At 44.0% G+C, this 15,107-nt stretch carries 19 protein-coding genes; 14 read left to right on the forward strand and 5 right to left on the reverse strand.

The window, feature by feature from the left end:
- The first annotated feature begins 9 nt into the window (after nt 1–9).
- From KGP25_RS11895 to KGP25_RS11910, 4 genes are all read left to right on the forward strand, one after another.
- Nucleotides 10–297 carry a DUF2523 domain-containing protein gene (locus tag KGP25_RS11895; protein WP_000467041.1) on the forward strand — a complete coding sequence of 96 codons (288 nt, stop codon included), beginning with the start codon at nt 10–12 and terminating at the stop codon, nt 295–297.
- A 3-nt stretch (nt 298–300) separates the two neighbouring features.
- Nucleotides 301–1,326 (forward strand): zonular occludens toxin domain-containing protein, encoded by a 1,026-nt coding sequence (locus tag KGP25_RS11900; protein WP_001007923.1) that lies wholly within the window; start codon nt 301–303, stop codon nt 1,324–1,326.
- On the forward strand, nt 1,326–2,570 hold the full coding sequence (locus KGP25_RS11905) for a type II secretion system protein GspD (protein WP_000722137.1): 1,245 nt from the start codon (nt 1,326–1,328) through the stop codon (nt 2,568–2,570). Before KGP25_RS11900 ends, KGP25_RS11905 begins: the two co-directional genes overlap by 1 nt.
- An 88-nt stretch (nt 2,571–2,658) precedes the next feature.
- A complete protein-coding gene (locus KGP25_RS11910; protein ID WP_223540512.1) occupies nt 2,659–2,907 on the forward strand; it encodes a hypothetical protein in 249 nt (82 codons plus the stop codon).
- A 537-nt stretch (nt 2,908–3,444) separates the two neighbouring features.
- On the opposite strand, the gene KGP25_RS11915 is transcribed toward KGP25_RS11910, so the two are convergent.
- The 4 genes from KGP25_RS11915 to KGP25_RS11930 form a co-directional block, all read right to left on the reverse strand.
- Nucleotides 3,445–3,816, reverse strand: a complete 372-nt coding sequence (locus KGP25_RS11915) for a hypothetical protein (RefSeq protein WP_096645245.1) — start codon at nt 3,814–3,816, stop codon at nt 3,445–3,447.
- A gap of 45 nt (nt 3,817–3,861) precedes the next feature.
- Nucleotides 3,862–4,329: a hypothetical protein gene (locus KGP25_RS11920; RefSeq protein ID WP_000218697.1), complete on the reverse strand. Its 468-nt coding sequence runs from the start codon at nt 4,327–4,329 to the stop codon at nt 3,862–3,864.
- A 111-nt stretch (nt 4,330–4,440) separates the two neighbouring features.
- A complete protein-coding gene (locus KGP25_RS11925) occupies nt 4,441–4,863 on the reverse strand; it encodes a hypothetical protein (RefSeq protein ID WP_000089313.1) in 423 nt (140 codons plus the stop codon).
- Between the two features lie 99 nt (nt 4,864–4,962).
- Nucleotides 4,963–5,409, reverse strand: a complete 447-nt coding sequence (locus KGP25_RS11930; protein WP_000527682.1) for a helix-turn-helix transcriptional regulator — start codon at nt 5,407–5,409, stop codon at nt 4,963–4,965.
- Nucleotides 5,410–5,580: 171 nt separating this feature from the next.
- Between KGP25_RS11930 and KGP25_RS11935 the strand changes: the two genes are divergently transcribed.
- The 10 genes from KGP25_RS11935 to KGP25_RS11980 all read left to right on the forward strand — a co-directional run bounded on the left by KGP25_RS11935 (nt 5,581) and on the right by KGP25_RS11980 (nt 13,890).
- Nucleotides 5,581–6,633, forward strand: coding sequence for a phage/plasmid replication protein, II/X family (locus KGP25_RS11935; RefSeq protein ID WP_000568109.1), 1,053 nt, complete (start codon nt 5,581–5,583; stop codon nt 6,631–6,633).
- Nucleotides 6,634–6,644: 11 nt separating this feature from the next.
- Nucleotides 6,645–6,962 (forward strand): DNA-binding protein, encoded by a 318-nt coding sequence (locus KGP25_RS11940; protein WP_223540511.1) that lies wholly within the window; start codon nt 6,645–6,647, stop codon nt 6,960–6,962.
- Between the two features lie 2 nt (nt 6,963–6,964).
- A complete protein-coding gene (locus tag KGP25_RS11945; RefSeq protein ID WP_000381239.1) occupies nt 6,965–7,216 on the forward strand; it encodes a membrane protein in 252 nt (83 codons plus the stop codon).
- A 34-nt stretch (nt 7,217–7,250) separates the two neighbouring features.
- A complete protein-coding gene (locus KGP25_RS11950; protein ID WP_000473544.1) occupies nt 7,251–7,484 on the forward strand; it encodes a hypothetical protein in 234 nt (77 codons plus the stop codon).
- A 214-nt stretch (nt 7,485–7,698) separates the two neighbouring features.
- Nucleotides 7,699–9,261: a hypothetical protein gene (locus KGP25_RS11955; protein ID WP_223540556.1), complete on the forward strand. Its 1,563-nt coding sequence runs from the start codon at nt 7,699–7,701 to the stop codon at nt 9,259–9,261.
- Between the two features lie 12 nt (nt 9,262–9,273).
- Nucleotides 9,274–9,561, forward strand: coding sequence for a DUF2523 domain-containing protein (locus KGP25_RS11960; RefSeq protein ID WP_000467041.1), 288 nt, complete (start codon nt 9,274–9,276; stop codon nt 9,559–9,561).
- A 3-nt stretch (nt 9,562–9,564) separates the two neighbouring features.
- The gene (locus KGP25_RS11965; RefSeq protein ID WP_001007923.1) at nt 9,565–10,590 is read left to right on the forward strand and encodes a zonular occludens toxin domain-containing protein; all 1,026 of its coding nucleotides are present in this window, start codon (nt 9,565–9,567) and stop codon (nt 10,588–10,590) included.
- Nucleotides 10,590–11,834 carry a type II secretion system protein GspD gene (locus tag KGP25_RS11970; RefSeq protein WP_000722137.1) on the forward strand — a complete coding sequence of 415 codons (1,245 nt, stop codon included), beginning with the start codon at nt 10,590–10,592 and terminating at the stop codon, nt 11,832–11,834. Before KGP25_RS11965 ends, KGP25_RS11970 begins: the two co-directional genes overlap by 1 nt.
- Before the next feature lie 88 nt (nt 11,835–11,922).
- Nucleotides 11,923–12,171, forward strand: coding sequence for a hypothetical protein (locus KGP25_RS11975; RefSeq protein ID WP_223540512.1), 249 nt, complete (start codon nt 11,923–11,925; stop codon nt 12,169–12,171).
- A gap of 681 nt (nt 12,172–12,852) precedes the next feature.
- Nucleotides 12,853–13,890 (forward strand): aldo/keto reductase, encoded by a 1,038-nt coding sequence (locus KGP25_RS11980; RefSeq protein ID WP_223540513.1) that lies wholly within the window; start codon nt 12,853–12,855, stop codon nt 13,888–13,890.
- A gap of 104 nt (nt 13,891–13,994) precedes the next feature.
- On the opposite strand, the gene KGP25_RS11985 is transcribed toward KGP25_RS11980, so the two are convergent.
- Nucleotides 13,995–14,981, reverse strand: a complete 987-nt coding sequence (locus KGP25_RS11985; RefSeq protein WP_223540514.1) for an aldo/keto reductase — start codon at nt 14,979–14,981, stop codon at nt 13,995–13,997.
- Between the last annotated feature and the right edge of the window lie 126 nt (nt 14,982–15,107).

The raw sequence follows: 15,107 nt of genomic DNA on the forward strand, positions 1-15,107 counted from the left end.
AGTGCAACTATGTTTGGGATTCTGATTAGTGCATTAAATACTTTGTTAGGTTTTGTATTCCGGTCATTGATTATTAAATTCGTCGTATTCTTTGCGCTGTATTTTGTAGTCCAGGGCTTCGTTGAAATCCTTGTTGAGTTACTGCCAGATTCAAGCAATCTCTCATCGCTGTTTGCCAATTTATCAGACGGATTCTGGTACTTCATTAACCTGAGTAAATTACCACAGGGGATTAGTATGATTATCTCCGCAATGGCTACTCGTTTTATTATTCGACGTATTCCTGTTATAGGGTGAGTTATGGCTATTTCTGCATATATTGGCATACCCGGCTCAGGAAAAAGTTATGAAGCCGTTTGCAATGTCATTATTCCGGCATTTACCAGCGGCCGGAGAGTTGTGACGAACATTTATGGTTTACAAAAAGATAAAATCACCGAACGTTATCCTGATGCAACGGGAGAAATTATTGTTGTGGATAATGATGATGTGCTTAAAGCAGATTTCTTTCCTTTTAAAGGTGGGGAAGGGAGCTTTTGCCAGTTTGGTGATTTAATTGTTATTGATGAAGCATGGCGAATCTTCGGTAGCGATAAGGATATGACGGCTGAGAAGAAATCATTTATTGCTGAACATCGTCATTTTACGCACCCTGAAACGGGTATTAGCTGTGATTTGGTTATTGTAAATCAGTCACTTTCTAATATTGCTCGCTTTCTGAAAGACAAAATAGAAACAACTTACCGGATGCGCAAGCTGAAAGCGTTGGGCCTGAATAATCATTACTGCATTGACGTATATTCAGGCCACAAAATCTATAAAAGCAACCTCGTCACCAGTTATCGCAATAAATATAACCCTGATATTTTTGAACTTTACAAAAGCTATGAAGGAAATAACGGTAATGAAAAGCAGACAGATAAACGCCAGAGCATCTGGAATTCTGGCAAAGTCAGGTTCTTTCTTGTGCTTTTTCCATTGATGTTTATCGGGTCAGGCTGGCTGATTTACTCATTTTTCAGCACGTTTGGCCGAAGCGATCCCTCGCCAGATTTGACTACAACAGATGTACGTGATGCGGCCATGTTTCGTTCTTCCGCTGCTACTCCAGCACCAGATACTCCCTCAGAACCAGCTGAACCGCCACTTTCAACCGAGTGGCGTATATCAGGGAGAATGACCAGTGAAGGCAGGGCGTTTGTGATTCTTGTTAACGGTGCCGGTGTTTTGCGTGCCGTTCCTGCATCCAGTTTTAATTATAAAGGGATGTTGATGAGCGGAATTATTGATGGTGAGCGTGTGACGCTTTATACGGGGAAAAAATAATGAAAAAGATTTTACTCGCATTAACGCTACTATTTTCTTCATGTGCTTTCGCAGGGTCAGAGCTTGAATTAAATAAAGTCAAGCTACCGGAGGCTATTTCTCTTATTTACAGTGAGGTGCTTAAAGTCCCGTATATGCTAGATCCACAGCTTGTTAATGATGAACGAATGATTACATTCAGGTTAACATCTGATATTGATGAACGGGAATTTGTAACCCGTTATCTTGGCAATATGAACATTCGAATATGGACGAAAAAGGGTGTTGATTTTATCGCGCCCTATACGCCGAAAGAGCCGGTTAAGCCACGTTATACATGGACTTATACGCCTCAGTACCGTTCTGTTGCCTACCTGTCTGATATTCTTGGCGGCTACGTTTCAGGCTCCTTCAATAACAGTGGAGCCGTGATTTCTGACGATTCGCTAAAAGGTTCATCAGGGGCAAGCAACTACATCAATCGAACCGGTGATATTCTGGTTTATTATGGTACGAAAGAGGATATCGCCATCCTGAAAACACTGGTCACTTCGCTGGATACGATGAGTGATGAAGTGGTTGTTTCTGGTTATGTTTTTGAGGTTCAGACCTCGCAGTCTGACGGCTCCGGCATTCTTTTAGCGGCTAAAATTCTGTCTGATAAATTCAATATTTCAGTTGGTGCTGCCGGACTGGATAATTTTATCAATATTCGAACCGGCTCCATTGATGCCATTTTCAATCTGCTGAAAACCGACAGTCGTTTTACTGTTGTCAGTGCGCCACGACTGCGGGTAAAAAATAATGCATCAGCGTCTTTTTCAGTCGGCTCTGATGTGCCAGTACTGGGCAGTGTTACGGTGAATAACAATACGACAACGCAATCCGTTGAATATCGTTCCAGCGGTGTTTTGTTTAACGTGACGCCATCAATCAAAAGTCGGACAATGGATCTCAAGATTCAGCAGCAGCTTTCCAACTTTGTGACCACTGAAACCGGCGTCAATAACTCGCCAACCCTTATCAAGCGTGATGTAACAACCGAAGTCAGCCTTGCAGATGGTGATATTATTTTACTTGGTGGCCTTGCTGAACAGAAAGACAGTAAGGCCAGTTCCGGCTGGAGCTTCTTCGGTTCCCGTACCAGTGAAAGCAACAAGACTGATATTATGGTGATGCTTCAGGTCAGAAAGGTTGACCGGAGCAGGGCGACGCCCCGCAGCGCCGCGAGGAGCGGTGAACTGTTCCGGGACAACCTGAACTGATTGTATGGATTTTTATTATGGCGTTAACTTTTATGGGGTATGAACAGTACGACATCTTCTAGGTATTCAGTTACTTAGAGGATTTATTATGTCTGTAAAAAATAAGGCGCGTGACCGACTTCCCGGTGGCCGCCTTAAGTCTTATCGTCGTGTAGGTTCACATTTTGCCAGTTGTGCCAGATGGTTTGATAAATCGCCGTCCTGGTATCGCAATATGATGATGACCAGGCCTGAGCGCCTTGAAGTCAGAAGGCTTCTCAATCAGGTAATGCGTGGTCATGATGCTGACGGCATTGCTTTTCCGGTCAGTCATCGTCCGTTTGTTTATTGGTGGTGAATTTCGTACGCACGAAATTTCACGCATAAACACCAGACAAAAAATCGTTAACTGTCTGTTTTGAAAGATAACGCCGGTCAGTGACAAAACTTGTTTTGTTGCTGTCCGGGGTTGGCCAAGCCGTACAGTTTCCATTTTCAGCGTTATGGCTGATTCGGCGCGGCAGCATTCATCGGGCCTTATCATGGAAAAATTCATGACACATCAGGAGCATGGTGATGGCACTGAAGAAGTGGTGTTTGATTCTCGTGTATCAGGTACAGATTTACCAACTAACTGGATGAACAGGCCTGATTGGTGAGGTCAGGCCGTTCACTTACTGCTGACAGACATTTGATTCTGATTCGTTTGGAGAAACGGATGATTTTGAATCACTGTCGATAGTAGCCAGTTGACGGCCAGTGTCAACGATTCCCGCCAGATTCTGCCATCCTTACCATTGGTGCGCATAATGTACGACTCGTTATGTTGAAAAGGCCGCTGCGAAAATCGAATCCCGCAGCGGCCTCTTTAGCATAACGTCATTATGCGAACCAATTATAGTTTATTCGTAACCAGCATTTTTTCAGTCGCTATACCACCATGGATAAATCCATATTGGAGCAACCATTTTTGTAATGCGTTCACATCTTGGAATAACGCTTCAACACCACTAGGCTTTGATAGATAAGCAGCAAGATTTCTCTCTGTGCTTTCAAATGGGTCATCAACTTCCATATTAGGATTATTATTGATAAATACGTACTCACCACTTTCATTTTTTTGTATTGATGCGCTATCAATTATAAGGCTAATGTGTTCATTTATTGCATTAAGCGCTTCAAATTGAATCGTATATGGAAAGTTTCTTAAATAGTGGCTTCTGATTATGTCATATATTCCTTGACGGCTATAAAGTTGATTTTTCATCCTTACTCCTCTACTTGTTTTGCTTCGATATAAAGTGTATTTAAATCAATATGTTATGTGTAAAACAATTTCATTATCATCCTTGAAATCGTCATCCCACATTAGTCTTACAGTAAATTTCCTTGCTCGACCTAACTCTCCTGACGCAATGAGATCGACTGGTTGATCTGTCGCGAGATACTCAAGCGGAAATTTGCTTTTAACGTCACTCATTGATACTGGTGAATTATTATCGGGAAATTCTATTCTTACATTTTTCGCAGAAACCTTCCCTTTATTAATAACTCTTAGTTTATATTCTCTATTTCCTACAGAGACCATGCTTGCACTAATATCAGCTTTCTTTGAACTTTCCAACTCATTTTTTTCTTTAGTAAGTTGGAGGTTCGTTAACCTTTCTTGCGCTTCTATTAACGCTTTTTGTCTTTCATTGAACTTTACGGTTTTAATTGTTGCATAGATTGAGAGAAAAAACGCCAAACCACCAAACACATCGCCAAGAGATACTGTCATTATTTAACCCTTATATGTTTTGACTTACTCTCTATAGTTGATTGCTATTTAACCGCTTGCGGTTCGGGGTTCAGTGACACCCGAACTTTACCGTGGTTTCCCGCGGCGGAGTTACCAGTAATATGACTTTCTTCTGTGCCACCAATAAAGTAGGCCGTATCCGACGATAAGAATCCCGAAGAACATCAGCGACATTCCCCAGCCAGTTCCGTACCACGAAACCATATCATCGAAAACTAACCCGCCCATTTCACGAACTCCGGCTGCTTCCTTAAGAATTGGTTTGAATACCGGAATCAGAAGGGCGATCGCAAGTGGAGCACCCCAGCGAACAAGACCAGTTTCCATTTTGATCCCGAAAAAGATCCCCGCACCGACAACAAGCAACCAGACTATCAGGCCAGGCGCAGTTTCTAGTGCTGTTTGCCATTCAACATCGAAAGTTTTCATTAGCCAGGCAACAACTGCCAGACAGAAAGCAAATACGCCCACGACAACCAGTTCAACGCCGCTTGTTTCGTTATTTCTACTCATCCTTTTGATCCTTTTTCGCTATTCAAAACTCGCACAATAAAGAACGTGCAGTGTTGGTAATACTGCACGTTTGTCTCATTCCTGAGACTGTTAATCCTTTTACTCTTCTCCAGACACCGCTTTTTTCATAAACATTTTAGTACTGTAAGTGTATGAACTTAAGGCAGAAACTTGCCTTGCGAGTGCCAGAATATCTTGTTTTTCCAGTGTCCTGATGTTCCACACGATGAAATTATGTGCGTTAGTGGTTTCTTCATCAGTATATCCATCCGCAGAAGTGATTAGCTTCCGCTCGGTAGCTTCTTCTTTAACATCAAGAGCATAGCCATAAGCTAAGGTGTTTAAGTCTGCACCCGTAATTTTAGCTATCTGAATGATGTCACTGAATTTAGGTTCAGTTTTGCCGGACGCTATCCTGACCAGCGTACTCACGCTAATGCCAGTCTTCTCGGCCAGTTCTTCATAAGTCGAGTGTTCCAGAATTACCTTTTTGATACGTTCTGCTCTCTGTTTGTCCGCCATAACTTCATGCTCATTGTTGCCCATCTCCTTGGCTCCATCTTAACAGTGGTTTTTCAATAGTTAGATTTGATGCTCATTTCTGACAATTTAAACATTGCAAATGTATTGACTGTCAGATCTGAGCATATTACATTGTGACCATTCAATCTGCTCACAAATGACTATTGACACATATTTTGATGGGTGTGACTACTTATGATCGACTGGTTTACCGGAATCCTGCCTTGCACACACCGACCGTTACCGGCTGGTAGTGTCGTCAGCGTCGATGCTGACGGTGCAGTGGAGTGGGAAACAGTAAAACGGTTGACCGTTCGCGGTTCGCATGAGTCCACAATGAAAGTAAGGTCTGTTGGATCTGATGGTGAAGGTCGGGCAACACATCTCTACATTGACGGTAATCCATCAAAGTTTTTGCAAGGTCACTCTGTTATCGGTTCCGACGATTTGCAAGGGTTGGTGTTAACAGCTTACGCCAGAATATTGGCATTACTGCATATTCCTCATGATCTACCATCCTATCGGCAGGTCATGAAAGGGCAATTTAAGATCTCGCGCATCGATATCAATTACATGTATTCATTGTCAACATTAGAAAATGTCCGCGCATGGTTATATGCCGCAGAATTTAAAGCTAAAACTCGCCACGGTCGCGCCTGTAGTAAAGGTGGCACTGTTTACTTAGGGAAAAACTCCCGTCGTTGGAGCCTGAAATTTTATTCAAAATATGATGAGCATACATCTGGCAAAAAAGGGCACCAGATGGCAGACGAATTCGTTAAAGCTGGTTTACTGGACTGGTCAAAAGATAAATTACGCATTGAATTAACATTAAGAACAACTGAATTAATTGACTTGAATCTTACGCTTGGTAATAGCTGGAATATTGAGACGCCCAATAAATTATTCTCTGACTATGTAGGGAGAATAGAAATGAATCAAAATACTATATTAACTGATGAAAAAATAATTAATCTCCCAAGAAAAATACAGTCTACATATTTATTGTGGAAGCAGGGCGCGAACATGAAAGAGATGTTACCGAAACCTACATTCTACCGACACCGTAAAGAATTACTTTCTTTCGGAATAGATATTAACTTTTATTGTGAGTCACCGGATTCTAATAACGTTGTTCCGTTGGTTCGTACTCTTGAAGCCAAACCAGCCAAAATTCCATCATGGGTTTATGAGAAAGGTTTAATTTTCGATTATAACCGTATTTCACATGCCAGTAACTGGCATTAAAGGAGAGTGATATGTCTAATTATGGTCTTTTTGTAAAAGGTAAAATGCTTGGTGCTCGCCAGCGTAATAAGGTCAATGGTCAGGGATACTATAGTGAAATTGGTGTTGGCTTAGAGATTCCTGATGGTTTTGGCGGCACTAAGCAAGACCAGATTATTATTCGTGTATCTCAGGCTCTTGTTAATGCCGGTGTAATGAATCAGGCAAATAATTTTATCGGTAAGTTAGTCCAGATACCTGTATATGTTCGCGTCTGGTCAATGGAGGGGAGGGAAGGAGTAACTTATAACATTTCATCAGATGGCGGCATTACTGAAATAAAAGGCTGATTATGGATACATCAGGTTTCGATATTCAGTTTGATAATCATATTCCTGAAAATGGTTACCGTATTGAAGGTTATTTATGTAATGCGAACAATGCAAAAGAATGTCAGGCAATAATGGTACGTTCTGAACCATTTCATCAAATTGATTATTCTGCAATGGGAAATTACTGGACATTAGGTTTTGGCTCTGTCCTGCTGCTCTGGCTTTTTTCTGTAGGTGTGGGACAGGTAATAAAGATGGTTCGTACTGCTTGAATGCGAACCTTTAAAATGTAATGGAGATAGAGTTATGTTTAAAAAAATCGTTAGTTTTCTGGCTGTACCTGCATTAATGGCTGTTTCTGGCGCGACTTTCGCTGCAGAAGGAGCGGCATCAAGTGGTGTTGATTTATCGCCGCTGACGAACAGCATTGATTTCAGTACAGTTCTGGTTGCGATTATGGCCGTTGCTGCTTCACTGGTAACACTTTATGCCGGTGTCGCTGGCGTTCGCTGGGTATTGCGTACCGTTAAATCCGCATAAATTCATTATTCATGGGCGATGCAATATCGCCCGTTTTACTTGAGGTTATTATGGAGATTGAATTATGGAAATTGGGTTCCCTTTTATGGGGGATCGTCTCAGCTTATGTCGTTATTCTTGGGCTAAGAGGCTGACGGTTTATTCCTTTATTTTTTCCTTTCTCTGGGTTTCCTTTCCCCGATATTCATATTCATTTGTACCAGCAATTGCAGCAGTGGCTGCGCGGGCTGTTATTCCTAAAGTCGTTGGCCGGGTGCTTGTTCGTCGCTTTGCTGCCAATGATGCGATTTATACGGCATCACAGCTTACAGCAACCCGTGTTTTTGTTGGCCGCGCTGCGGCTAATGCTGCCGAATACTTGCCTGCTGCCTCATCATACAAAATGAGCGGTGTTGCAACGTGGGCGGGTATTGCTGCTGCTGTATCATCTTTTGTTCCGTCTTCTTTGAGTTCATCTGACGGCTCGGTAATGGTAATGACTAACGGTAAAAAGATTTCCGATAATTTATATGAAGTAACGTACAGTGGTCAAAGTGGTGAAAGTAAGACGATAACCGTTAATTTTGAACCACAGGAATTAAGTCCGGTAATCCTTCATGTTAGTCGTAATAATGTGGATGCGGGTTCTCCAGTTGTAGGTGTTGAAACAGGATATTCCACGCCAGATAATGCACTTTATTATTATCAGGATTCGAAAGAGCTAATTTATTACTATGGTGATAATCCAACTGAAATTGCCAGAAATTATCTTAATGACTATAACTCGCGTACTTATACTGAAACACTAACGAATTTTGAACGCACTGTGACGAATAAAGTTGTCAACAGTAATGGAGATGTATCCTTTACTAAACAGAATTATAAGTTTACTTATCCTTCCTCATTTTATGAAATTCCTGAGATTACACACTTGTATAGCAACCCGGCCGCATCTTCATTTCCCGCAGGTATTCCCATGTATGAAAATGTAGCAGGGCTTCCCATGTATTACAGCGTTGCTTATTTAACAGCAGGAAAGCAATATCAGTATCACAACACGCCTTGTAAAACGACTAATCAGTCAAATGGTGGATATTCGACGATTTGCGCCGTTCCTGAAAAAGAGGATTACACCGCAAAAGATATTGATGAAAAGAGTGAGCTTACTATCTGGACCAATACCAAATATAAAGCCATGACGGAAGTACTGGAGGCCGGAAATATTGAGTCCATGATTGATTATCTGGAGTATCTTGATAGTGTTAGTGTATCGCCAGCACTTCTTGCCGACATGATTAACGAGCTGTGGTCTGAAGCTGCCGTTAATGCCGATTATAACGGCTTACCGTTTAAAGAGGTTTCACCGGCTGAAGTAACTTCTGCGATGTCGGAACTTAGGCTATCTCCAACGTTATTAGATATGCTTTCACCTGTATCTGACAGTGCAGGGGCTGACGTCAATATTGATATTACCATTAATAACAACTCAGGATCTGACACTGGAAATAATGGCAATATAGATTTGGGAGAAGATCCCGGTGTAAAAGAGCCTGAGCTTGAAGAAACGCCAACGGCAAGAGATATTTTAACGCCAATTATTAACTTGTTGCCTTTTACAAACGAATTTAACATCGGCTCTCGTTCAGCATCCTGCCCCGTTGTTGAATTCAGCGTGTTTAATCACCAGTACAGAATTGACTCCCATTGTCCGTTAATTGAGCAGAACAGAAGCGCCGTAGAAACCATATTTCTGATTATATGGGGATTTGTTGCGCTCCGTATTATTCTGAGTGCCTAAAGGAGTGCAACTATGTTTGGGATTCTGATTAGTGCATTAAATACTTTGTTAGGTTTTGTATTCCGGTCATTGATTATTAAATTCGTCGTATTCTTTGCGCTGTATTTTGTAGTCCAGGGCTTCGTTGAAATCCTTGTTGAGTTACTGCCAGATTCAAGCAATCTCTCATCGCTGTTTGCCAATTTATCAGACGGATTCTGGTACTTCATTAACCTGAGTAAATTACCACAGGGGATTAGTATGATTATCTCCGCAATGGCTACTCGTTTTATTATTCGACGTATTCCTGTTATAGGGTGAGTTATGGCTATTTCTGCATATATTGGCATACCCGGCTCAGGAAAAAGTTATGAAGCCGTTTGCAATGTCATTATTCCGGCATTTACCAGCGGCCGGAGAGTTGTGACGAACATTTATGGTTTACAAAAAGATAAAATCACCGAACGTTATCCTGATGCAACGGGAGAAATTATTGTTGTGGATAATGATGATGTGCTTAAAGCAGATTTCTTTCCTTTTAAAGGTGGGGAAGGGAGCTTTTGCCAGTTTGGTGATTTAATTGTTATTGATGAAGCATGGCGAATCTTCGGTAGCGATAAGGATATGACGGCTGAGAAGAAATCATTTATTGCTGAACATCGTCATTTTACGCACCCTGAAACGGGTATTAGCTGTGATTTGGTTATTGTAAATCAGTCACTTTCTAATATTGCTCGCTTTCTGAAAGACAAAATAGAAACAACTTACCGGATGCGCAAGCTGAAAGCGTTGGGCCTGAATAATCATTACTGCATTGACGTATATTCAGGCCACAAAATCTATAAAAGCAACCTCGTCACCAGTTATCGCAATAAATATAACCCTGATATTTTTGAACTTTACAAAAGCTATGAAGGAAATAACGGTAATGAAAAGCAGACAGATAAACGCCAGAGCATCTGGAATTCTGGCAAAGTCAGGTTCTTTCTTGTGCTTTTTCCATTGATGTTTATCGGGTCAGGCTGGCTGATTTACTCATTTTTCAGCACGTTTGGCCGAAGCGATCCCTCGCCAGATTTGACTACAACAGATGTACGTGATGCGGCCATGTTTCGTTCTTCCGCTGCTACTCCAGCACCAGATACTCCCTCAGAACCAGCTGAACCGCCACTTTCAACCGAGTGGCGTATATCAGGGAGAATGACCAGTGAAGGCAGGGCGTTTGTGATTCTTGTTAACGGTGCCGGTGTTTTGCGTGCCGTTCCTGCATCCAGTTTTAATTATAAAGGGATGTTGATGAGCGGAATTATTGATGGTGAGCGTGTGACGCTTTATACGGGGAAAAAATAATGAAAAAGATTTTACTCGCATTAACGCTACTATTTTCTTCATGTGCTTTCGCAGGGTCAGAGCTTGAATTAAATAAAGTCAAGCTACCGGAGGCTATTTCTCTTATTTACAGTGAGGTGCTTAAAGTCCCGTATATGCTAGATCCACAGCTTGTTAATGATGAACGAATGATTACATTCAGGTTAACATCTGATATTGATGAACGGGAATTTGTAACCCGTTATCTTGGCAATATGAACATTCGAATATGGACGAAAAAGGGTGTTGATTTTATCGCGCCCTATACGCCGAAAGAGCCGGTTAAGCCACGTTATACATGGACTTATACGCCTCAGTACCGTTCTGTTGCCTACCTGTCTGATATTCTTGGCGGCTACGTTTCAGGCTCCTTCAATAACAGTGGAGCCGTGATTTCTGACGATTCGCTAAAAGGTTCATCAGGGGCAAGCAACTACATCAATCGAACCGGTGATATTCTGGTTTATTATGGTACGAAAGAGGATATCGCCATCCTGAAAACACTGGTCACTTCGCTGGATACGATGAGTGATGAAGTGGTTGTTTCTGGTTATGTTTTTGAGGTTCAGACCTCGCAGTCTGACGGCTCCGGCATTCTTTTAGCGGCTAAAATTCTGTCTGATAAATTCAATATTTCAGTTGGTGCTGCCGGACTGGATAATTTTATCAATATTCGAACCGGCTCCATTGATGCCATTTTCAATCTGCTGAAAACCGACAGTCGTTTTACTGTTGTCAGTGCGCCACGACTGCGGGTAAAAAATAATGCATCAGCGTCTTTTTCAGTCGGCTCTGATGTGCCAGTACTGGGCAGTGTTACGGTGAATAACAATACGACAACGCAATCCGTTGAATATCGTTCCAGCGGTGTTTTGTTTAACGTGACGCCATCAATCAAAAGTCGGACAATGGATCTCAAGATTCAGCAGCAGCTTTCCAACTTTGTGACCACTGAAACCGGCGTCAATAACTCGCCAACCCTTATCAAGCGTGATGTAACAACCGAAGTCAGCCTTGCAGATGGTGATATTATTTTACTTGGTGGCCTTGCTGAACAGAAAGACAGTAAGGCCAGTTCCGGCTGGAGCTTCTTCGGTTCCCGTACCAGTGAAAGCAACAAGACTGATATTATGGTGATGCTTCAGGTCAGAAAGGTTGACCGGAGCAGGGCGACGCCCCGCAGCGCCGCGAGGAGCGGTGAACTGTTCCGGGACAACCTGAACTGATTGTATGGATTTTTATTATGGCGTTAACTTTTATGGGGTATGAACAGTACGACATCTTCTAGGTATTCAGTTACTTAGAGGATTTATTATGTCTGTAAAAAATAAGGCGCGTGACCGACTTCCCGGTGGCCGCCTTAAGTCTTATCGTCGTGTAGGTTCACATTTTGCCAGTTGTGCCAGATGGTTTGATAAATCGCCGTCCTGGTATCGCAATATGATGATGACCAGGCCTGAGCGCCTTGAAGTCAGAAGGCTTCTCAATCAGGTAATGCGTGGTCATGATGCTGACGGCATTGCTTTTCCGGTCAGTCATCGTCCGTTTGTTTATTGGTGGTGAATTTCGTACGCACGAAATTTCACGCATAAACACCAGACAAAAAATCGTTAACTGTCTGTTTTGAAAGATAACGCCGGTCAGTGACAAAACTTGTTTTGTTGCTGTCCGGGGTTGGCCAAGCCGTACAGTTTCCATTTTCAGCGTTATGGCTGATTCGGCGCGGCAGCATTCATCGGGCCTTATCATGGAAAAATTCATGACACATCAGGAGCATGGTGATGGCACTGAAGAAGTGGTGTTTGATTCTCGTGTATCAGGTACAGATTTACCAACTAACTGGATGAACAGGCCTGATTGGTGAGGTCAGGCCGTTCACTTACTGCTGACAGACATTTGATTCTGATTCGTTTGGAGAAACGGATGATTTTGAATCACTGTCGATAGTAGCCAGTTGACGGCCAGTGTCAACGATTCCCGCCAGATTCTGCCATCCTTACCATTGGTGCGCATAATGTATATTATGTTAAATTGCATTTATAGGTCTATTCTCCATGGTGCTCTCATGCAGCTCCAGAAATTAGTACGTTGGTGTCCTCCCTTCTCGATAAAATCCACCGTCGATAACAAACCATTTGTGAGAAAAACTCACAGCACCATTCGATAGCACATGCTGGTCCCCTTCATACCAGTGCAATAACCTGTCGCATACAGAATTGCTGGTAATAAAAGAAGGAACACCGAATGAAGTATGTGAATCTGGGTCGTAGCGGTTTGAAAGTCTCCCGTCTTTGTCTCGGTTGTATGAGCTATGGTGACCCCGAACGTTTGCCTCAACCCTGGTCCCTGGATGAAAAAGCGTCACGTCCGCTCATTCGTCAGGCGCTTGAAGCTGGCATTAATTTTTTTGATACCGCAAATATCTACTCGGGCGGAAGTTCTGAAGAGATCACAGGAAAAGCGCTGAGAGAAATGGCCAGACGCGACGAGATCGTTGTGGCGACAAAGACCTTCTTTCCGTGGCGCAACTCACCCAATACCGGGTTTCTTTCCCGCAAGGCCATTTTTCAGTCTATTGACGATAGCCTGATGCGCTTAGGTATGGATTATGTGGATCTCTTTCAGATTCACCGCTTTGACCACTCCACGCCTGTTGAAGAGACCATGGAGGCTCTGCATGACCTCGTTAAATCAGGAAAAGTACGTTACATCGGCGCATCATCTATGGAAGCCTGGCGCTTTGCAAAAATGCAGCATACTGCAGAGCGTAACGGCTGGTCCCGATTTATTACGATGCAACCGCAATACAACCTGCTTTACCGGGAAGAAGAGCGCGAGATGCTGCCCCTGTGTGAAGACCAGGGCGTTGGTGTGATCCCCTGGAGTCCGATGGCACGCGGCAGGCTCACGCGCGACTGGAGTGTCACGTCCCGACGAACGCAAAACGATGCCTTTGCGTTAAAAATGTATGAGAACGCAGCCCTGCTGGATAAGCCCGTTGTTGATGTTGTTGCCAGAATTGCTGAAAAGCACGATGTGCCAAGAGCCCATGTTGCAATTGCCTGGTTGCTATCAAAAACGGTCATCACAGCACCGATCATCGGCGCGACGAAACCAGAACATCTTTCCACGGCTATCAGCGCGCTGGACTTTTCACTTAGCGATGCAGAAATCACGGAACTCGAGGCACACTATCTGCCGCACCCCGTCGACGGGATCATTCCCCCACTTCCGGAGACGCCACCTTCACTCACGCCGCCTTCAGCAATACAGGACTGTTAATGCCCTACCCTGGCCCGGCGTTGCCGGGTCTCCCAGTAAAGGTTTAACTTTTATCAAACTGACTTTCGGTTAACGGATCTGCGCGACCACCCTACATACGGTGATTACCAGGCATAAGCCTGGGGCGCTTCTCCCCCGGGTCCGGGCCAGATTTCATCGAGACAGCTCATGGTGTGGTCTGATAGCGTGATTGTCGTTGCGTGAACCGCCTGCTGGAGTTGTTCGACCGTACGAGGCCCGATAAGAGGAGCAGTAACGACAGGATTCTGCAGGAGCCACGCAAGCGCCACATCGGAAGGGGTTTCGCCGAGGTCCTCACATAATCCTTCGTAGGCTTCCAGCTGAGGACGGTGTTGTTCAATTAGACGGGCAAACGCGGGCCTTGCACGGCGCCCGCTTGCCATCTTTTTCAGTGCGCCCCCAAGCAACCCTCCGGCAAGTGGGCTCCAGGGGATCAATCCCAGGCCAAAATGGCGGCATGCGGGAATGACCTCCAGCTCAACAGTTCGGGCAGTCAGATTGTAGAGACTTTGCTCGGCGACAAGGCCAAGGGAATGACGGGCCGTAGCAACTGACTGCGCAGTCGCAATGTCCCAGCCTGCGAAATTGCTGCTACCGATATAAAGCACTTTTCCCTGCTGAACAAGGAGTTCCATGGCCTGCCAGATCTCTTCCCATGGCGTATAGCGATCGATGTGATGCATCTGATAGACGTCAATATGGTCGGTCTTAAGCCGTCGCAAACTGTCCTCGCAGGCCTTGCGAATATGGTAAGCAGAAAGACGGCGATCATTCGGACCTGGCCCCATTGGCTGATAGACTTTCGTCGCCAGAACGATACGGTCACGGCGTCCACCCTGCTGGATCCAGCGACCAATAATCTCTTCGGACAGCCCCGAGCCTTGCTGGATATCGGGTGATTGTTCGGTGCCATACACGTCTGCTGTATCAATGAAATTTATACCTGCCTCAAGCGCTTCATCCAGAATGCGGGCGCTGGTTTTCTCGTCGGTGACGTCACCAAAATTCATGGTTCCGAGACAAAGGCGGCTGACTTTCAGGCCGGTGCGGCCAAGATGCGTATAGTTCATACACGGCTCCGTTAGGTGAATATTCCGCCCTGACCGACGGCCAGAGCGCATAATTTTCAAGAATAACGAAGCACAACGTGTTCAGTGAGAGGCGATGAGTGGATGGACTTGTGAAATAAATTCAGC

Origin of the sequence: Enterobacter sp. JBIWA003, assembly GCF_019968825.1 — a bacterium.
Taxonomy (GTDB): domain Bacteria; phylum Pseudomonadota; class Gammaproteobacteria; order Enterobacterales; family Enterobacteriaceae; genus Enterobacter; species Enterobacter quasiroggenkampii.

What these genes read in the sequence shown, in the direction of transcription:
- KGP25_RS11975 (WP_223540512.1), top strand. Translation starts at nt 11,923, where the DNA reads ATGTCTGTAAAAAATAAGGCGCGTGACCGACTTCCCGGTGGCCGCCTT.
- KGP25_RS11895 (WP_000467041.1), top strand. Translation starts at nt 10, where the DNA reads ATGTTTGGGATTCTGATTAGTGCATTAAATACTTTGTTAGGTTTTGTA.
- KGP25_RS11900 (WP_001007923.1), top strand. Translation starts at nt 301, where the DNA reads ATGGCTATTTCTGCATATATTGGCATACCCGGCTCAGGAAAAAGTTAT.
- KGP25_RS11915 (WP_096645245.1), bottom strand. Translation starts at nt 3,816, where the DNA reads ATGAAAAATCAACTTTATAGCCGTCAAGGAATATATGACATAATCAGA.
- KGP25_RS11945 (WP_000381239.1), top strand. Translation starts at nt 6,965, where the DNA reads ATGGATACATCAGGTTTCGATATTCAGTTTGATAATCATATTCCTGAA.
- KGP25_RS11940 (WP_223540511.1), top strand. Translation starts at nt 6,645, where the DNA reads ATGTCTAATTATGGTCTTTTTGTAAAAGGTAAAATGCTTGGTGCTCGC.
- KGP25_RS11930 (WP_000527682.1), bottom strand. Translation starts at nt 5,409, where the DNA reads ATGGGCAACAATGAGCATGAAGTTATGGCGGACAAACAGAGAGCAGAA.
- KGP25_RS11985 (WP_223540514.1), bottom strand. Translation starts at nt 14,981, where the DNA reads ATGAACTATACGCATCTTGGCCGCACCGGCCTGAAAGTCAGCCGCCTT.
- KGP25_RS11965 (WP_001007923.1), top strand. Translation starts at nt 9,565, where the DNA reads ATGGCTATTTCTGCATATATTGGCATACCCGGCTCAGGAAAAAGTTAT.
- KGP25_RS11950 (WP_000473544.1), top strand. Translation starts at nt 7,251, where the DNA reads ATGTTTAAAAAAATCGTTAGTTTTCTGGCTGTACCTGCATTAATGGCT.
- KGP25_RS11970 (WP_000722137.1), top strand. Translation starts at nt 10,590, where the DNA reads ATGAAAAAGATTTTACTCGCATTAACGCTACTATTTTCTTCATGTGCT.
- KGP25_RS11905 (WP_000722137.1), top strand. Translation starts at nt 1,326, where the DNA reads ATGAAAAAGATTTTACTCGCATTAACGCTACTATTTTCTTCATGTGCT.
- KGP25_RS11960 (WP_000467041.1), top strand. Translation starts at nt 9,274, where the DNA reads ATGTTTGGGATTCTGATTAGTGCATTAAATACTTTGTTAGGTTTTGTA.
- KGP25_RS11910 (WP_223540512.1), top strand. Translation starts at nt 2,659, where the DNA reads ATGTCTGTAAAAAATAAGGCGCGTGACCGACTTCCCGGTGGCCGCCTT.
- KGP25_RS11935 (WP_000568109.1), top strand. Translation starts at nt 5,581, where the DNA reads ATGATCGACTGGTTTACCGGAATCCTGCCTTGCACACACCGACCGTTA.
- KGP25_RS11925 (WP_000089313.1), bottom strand. Translation starts at nt 4,863, where the DNA reads ATGAGTAGAAATAACGAAACAAGCGGCGTTGAACTGGTTGTCGTGGGC.
- KGP25_RS11920 (WP_000218697.1), bottom strand. Translation starts at nt 4,329, where the DNA reads ATGACAGTATCTCTTGGCGATGTGTTTGGTGGTTTGGCGTTTTTTCTC.
- KGP25_RS11980 (WP_223540513.1), top strand. Translation starts at nt 12,853, where the DNA reads ATGAAGTATGTGAATCTGGGTCGTAGCGGTTTGAAAGTCTCCCGTCTT.